The following is a 4,247-nucleotide window of genomic DNA, read 5'->3' on the forward strand; positions in this document are numbered from 1 at the left end:
CAGCGCAGCCACGGCGTCGCCCTTGCGCAGGCCGCGCAGCAGGTCGAGCGCCATGATGTTGCCGGCGCCTTCCCAGATGGAGTTGAGCGGCATCTCGCGGTAGATGCGCGCCATGACGCCCTCGCCGCCCTCTTCCACGTAGCCGTTGCCGCCCAGGCACTCCATGGCCTCCTGCGCGAAATGGCTGCCGCGTTTGCAGATCCAGAACTTGGCGACCGGCGTGAGCAGGCGCGCCATCAAGTTCTCGTGCGCGTCGGATTGCCGGTCGAAGGCCCGCGCGAGGCGGATGGCCAGTGCGGTGGCGGCTTCGCTTTCGAGCGCGAGGTCGGCCAGCACGTTCTTCATGAGCGGCTGCTCGATCAGCGGCTTGCCGAAGGCGTGGCGCTGCGCCGTGTGGTTCAGCGCGATGCCCAGCGCCTGGCGCATGAGGCCGCTGGTGCCGAGCGAGCAGTCGAGCCGCGTCATCGTGCCCATCTCGAGGATCTGCGGAATGCCGCGCCCTTCTTCGCCCACGAGCCAGGCGCTGGCACCGTGGAACTCGACCTCGGAGCTGGCGTTGGCCTTGTTGCCGAGCTTGTCCTTCAGGCGCTGGATATGAATGCCGTTGCGCGAACCATCGGGCAACACGCGCGGCAGGAAGAAGCACGACAGCCCGGCCGGCGCCTGCGCAAGGATCAGGAAGGCGTCGCACATGGGCGCCGAGAAGAACCACTTGTGGCCGGTGATGGCGTAGCGCTCGCCCCAGGCGTCGCTGCCCTCTCGAACGGCCTGCGTGGTGTTCGCCCGCACGTCGGAGCCGCCCTGCTTCTCGGTCATGCCCATGCCCATGGTCACGCCGGGCTTGTCGTGCAGCGGCTTGAGCGCGGGGTCGTACCAGAGGCTGGCGAGCTTCGGGCCCCACTCGGCATGCACGCCCGCGTTGCCGCGCAAGGCGGGCGTGACGGCGTAGGTCATCGAGACCGGACACAGCACCGACGGCTCCAGCTCGGTGAAGAGCATGAAGCCTGCCGCGCGCAGCACGTGCGGCGAGGCGGACGTGCCCGTCCACGGCGTGCCATGCAGGCCCGCGCCCACGGCCGTCTGCATCAGCGCGTGGTAGCTCGGATGGAACTCCACCTCGTCGATGCGCCGGCCGAAGCGGTCGTGCGTGTGCAGCTGCGGTGTGTGGATGTTGGCCAGCCGCGCATGCGTCTGCATGGCGGCCGAGCCGAGGGTGGCGCCCAGCTCCTGCAGCGGCGTGGTCTGCAGCGCGGGCGCGTTGAACGTCAGCGCATCGCGCAGGGGGCGGTTGGTGTCGAAGAGGTTGTAGCCGACCAGCGGTGTGGGCTGGTTGAAGACCTCGTGTGTCGTGTCCATGACCGGCCTCCTTGCCGTGCGTTTCAAAGCATCAAATGAGCTTCACCAGTTGCTTGCCGAAATTCTTGCCCTTGAGCAAACCCAGGAAGGCCTCAGGGGCAGCTTCGATGCCCTGCGCCACCGACTCGCGCGGCTTGAGCTTGCCCGTGCCCACCAGCGTGCCGAGTTCGGTCAGCGCCTCGGGCCACACTTCCATGTGCTCGCTGACGATGAAGCCCTCGATCTTCAGGCGGTTGATGAGGATCAGCGCGGGGTTCGCGAGTGGCAGCGGCGCACCGTCGTAGCCCGCGATCATTCCGCACAGCGCCACGCGCGCAAACGCGTTGGTGCGCAGCAGCACGGCGTCGAAGATGTAGCCGCCGACGTTCTCGAAGTAGCCGTCGATGCCGTTCGGGCAGGCTTCCTTGAGCGCGGCGCTCATGGTCTTCACGTCGGGGTGCTGGCGATAGTCGATGCAGGCGTCGAAGCCGAGTTCGTCGGTCACGTACTTGCACTTGTCCGGGCCGCCCGCGATGCCGACCACGCGGCAGCCGCGTGCCTTGGCCAGCGCACCGAAGGCACTGCCCACGGCGCCGCTGGCAGCGGTGATGACCACGGTTTCACCGGCCTTGGGCGCGATGATCTTCACGAGGCCGTACCAGGCCGTCACGCCGGGCATGCCGACCGCGCCGAGGTAGTGCGACAGCGGCACGTGCGTGGTGTCGACCTTCTTCAGCGCGCCGGGCTGCGAGCCATCGACCACGCTGTATTCCTGCCAGCCGCCGAAGCCGACGACCTTGTCGCCCACGGCGTACTTGGGGTGCTTGCTCTCGACCACTTCGCCGACCGTGCCGCCCTGGAACACCTGACCCACGGGTTGCGGCTGCGCGTAGCTCTTCGAGTCGTTCATGCGCCCGCGCATGTACGGATCGAGGCTCATGTAGTGGTGGCGCACCAGCACCTGGTTGTCCTGCAGCGCAGGCGTCTCGCTCGTCACGAGCTTGAAGTTGCTGGCAACGGCTTCGCCCTCGGGGCGGTTGTCGAGGTGGATCTGCTTGTTGGTGGGCATGAAGGTGTCTCCGGAAAGGGAATGGGGTGTCAGTCGGTCGATGGCGGACGCATCGCGTTCGCGCTCGCGGGGCCGGTCGGCAGCCGGCGCTTCACATACTTGAAGGTGCCGGTGGCATGGGCGCACACGCGCTCCTGCTCGTCGTAGATCTTGGCTTCGGTGAAGGCCAGCGTCGCGGTGCGATGCAGCAGCGTGCCGCGCGCATGCAGCGGGCCGACCGAAGGCTGCATGAAGCTGGTCTTCATCTCGATGGTGACCACGCCGGTCTCAGGCGTCACGCTGCGCGCGGCCGCCGCCATGGCGATGTCGAGCAGCGTCATGCAGGCGCCGCCGTGCGTCACGTCGAAGGTGTTCAGGTGCTCGGGCTTGGCCGTGTACAGGATCTCCGATTCACCGCCCTCGAACTTCGTGAGTTCGAAACCGAGGTGGCGCGCGAACGGAATCTGGGTCGTGTACGAGCGGATGTTGATGTCGCTGGACGTTTCAGGCGAATCGGACATGTCAGGCCGCACCCAAGACCACGCTCACGCCGCCATCGACGGCCACCCACTGGCCGGTGATGTGCTTGCCGGCATCGCTTGCGTACAGCAGCGTCAGGCCCTTCAGGTCTTCGTCGTCGCCCAGGCGGCCCAGCGGCGCCGAAGCGGCCATGTGCTCTTCGCCCAGCGACTTGATCAGGCCGGCCGCCATCTTCGTCATGAAGAAGCCCGGGCAGATCGCGTTGACGTTGATGTTGTACTTGCCCCATTCGGCGGCCAGCGTCTTGGTGAAGCCGATCACCGCGGTCTTCGAGGTGTTGTAGGCCAGCGTCTGCATGCCGGGCGGGTTGCCGTTCAGGCCCGCGATCGAGGCGATGTTGATGATGCGACCGCGCTTCTTCGGGATCATGTAGCCGTTGGCGACGTGCTGCGCGAGGATGAAGTAGCCGCGCACGTTGAGGTTCATCACCTTGTCCCAGGCCTCGACCGGGTGGCTCTCGGCGGGCGAACCCCAGCTCGCGCCGGCGTTGTTGATGAGGATGTCGATGCCGCCCATGCGCTGCAGCGTTTCGTCGGCCAGGCGGCGGGTGTCTTCTTCCTTCGAGCAGTCGGCGGCGATCCAGCGTGCGTCGATGCCGGCAGACTGCAACTCGGCGGCAGCCTGCTCCAGGTCTTCGGCCTTGCGCGAGCTCAGCATGATCTTCGCGCCGGCTTCGCCGAGCGCATGGGCCATCTGCAGGCCCAGGCCGCGCGAGCCGCCGGTGATGAGGGCGGTCTGGCCCGTGAGGTCGAACAGTTGTTGGGTGGTGCGGACGGTCATGGGTTATCTCCGGTGTTCTTTGAAGGGGTCGATCAGATTTCGTAATCCATGCACTGGCGGGCTTCGCGGACCGCGCCGATGAAGGGCTTGAGCGCCACGTGCTGCGGATGGTCCGCATAGGCCGCGAGCGCGGCGGCGTCGGTGAATTCCGAGTTGAGGATCAGGTCGTAGGTGGCCTCGAGCCCGGGCTGGGCAATGACCACCTCGAAACGGTGCGTGCCGGGCGAGAGCTTGGCGCAGGCGTCGAGCAACGCCTTGGCCTTGAGCAGGTTGGTCGCCTTGTCGGCGCCCTCGGCGTGTTCCTTGAACTTCCACATCACGATGTGCTTGAGCATGGTCGGTCCTTGCCTTGTTTTTTACTTGAGCCGCGAACGCACGTAGATGAGCACGATGCCCACCGCGGCGACCACGCCGCCGGGCACGGCCATCGACCAGCCCAGCGCGGGCTCGGTGCGGCCCGTGGCCAGCCCCAGGATCACGAGAAACAGGCCGCCGTAGATCAATATCCAGATCCACTTCTCGAGCCGTGCATGCGGCTTGGGTG

The 4,247-nt window shown here is 66.8% G+C and carries 6 protein-coding genes; all 6 read right to left on the reverse strand.

Translation table 11 applies throughout. From position 1 onward, the window contains the following. A partial coding sequence (locus AAG801_RS40785; protein WP_341893574.1) for an isovaleryl-CoA dehydrogenase occupies positions 1-1,356 on the reverse strand: 1,356 nt, incomplete at its 3' end. Between the two features lie 31 nt (positions 1,357-1,387). Further along, positions 1,388-2,404, reverse strand: a complete 1,017-nt coding sequence (locus AAG801_RS40790) for an NADP-dependent oxidoreductase (protein ID WP_341893575.1) — start codon at positions 2,402-2,404, stop codon at positions 1,388-1,390. A 29-nt stretch (positions 2,405-2,433) separates the two neighbouring features. Then, entirely contained in the window at positions 2,434-2,904 is a 471-nt protein-coding gene (locus tag AAG801_RS40795) for a PaaI family thioesterase (RefSeq protein ID WP_099797028.1), read from the reverse strand. Position 2,905: 1 nt separating this feature from the next. Then, entirely contained in the window at positions 2,906-3,703 is a 798-nt protein-coding gene (locus AAG801_RS40800; protein WP_341893576.1) for an SDR family oxidoreductase, read from the reverse strand. Positions 3,704-3,735: 32 nt separating this feature from the next. Beyond that, complete coding sequence (locus AAG801_RS40805) at positions 3,736-4,038, reverse strand: Dabb family protein (protein ID WP_341893577.1); 303 nt, start codon at positions 4,036-4,038, stop codon at positions 3,736-3,738. 21 nt (positions 4,039-4,059) lie between these two features. Further along, on the reverse strand, positions 4,060-4,247 hold a 188-nt coding region (locus AAG801_RS40810; protein WP_341893578.1), incomplete at its 5' end, for a hypothetical protein.

Source organism: Variovorax sp. YR752, assembly GCF_943372545.1.

Excerpts from the sequence above, each read along its gene's own strand:
- AAG801_RS40790 (WP_341893575.1), bottom strand. The coding sequence starts at position 2,404 with ATGCCCACCAACAAGCAGATCCACCTCGACAACCGCCCCGAGGGCGAA.
- AAG801_RS40795 (WP_099797028.1), bottom strand. The coding sequence starts at position 2,904 with ATGTCCGATTCGCCTGAAACGTCCAGCGACATCAACATCCGCTCGTAC.
- AAG801_RS40800 (WP_341893576.1), bottom strand. The coding sequence starts at position 3,703 with ATGACCGTCCGCACCACCCAACAACTGTTCGACCTCACGGGCCAGACC.
- AAG801_RS40805 (WP_341893577.1), bottom strand. The coding sequence starts at position 4,038 with ATGCTCAAGCACATCGTGATGTGGAAGTTCAAGGAACACGCCGAGGGC.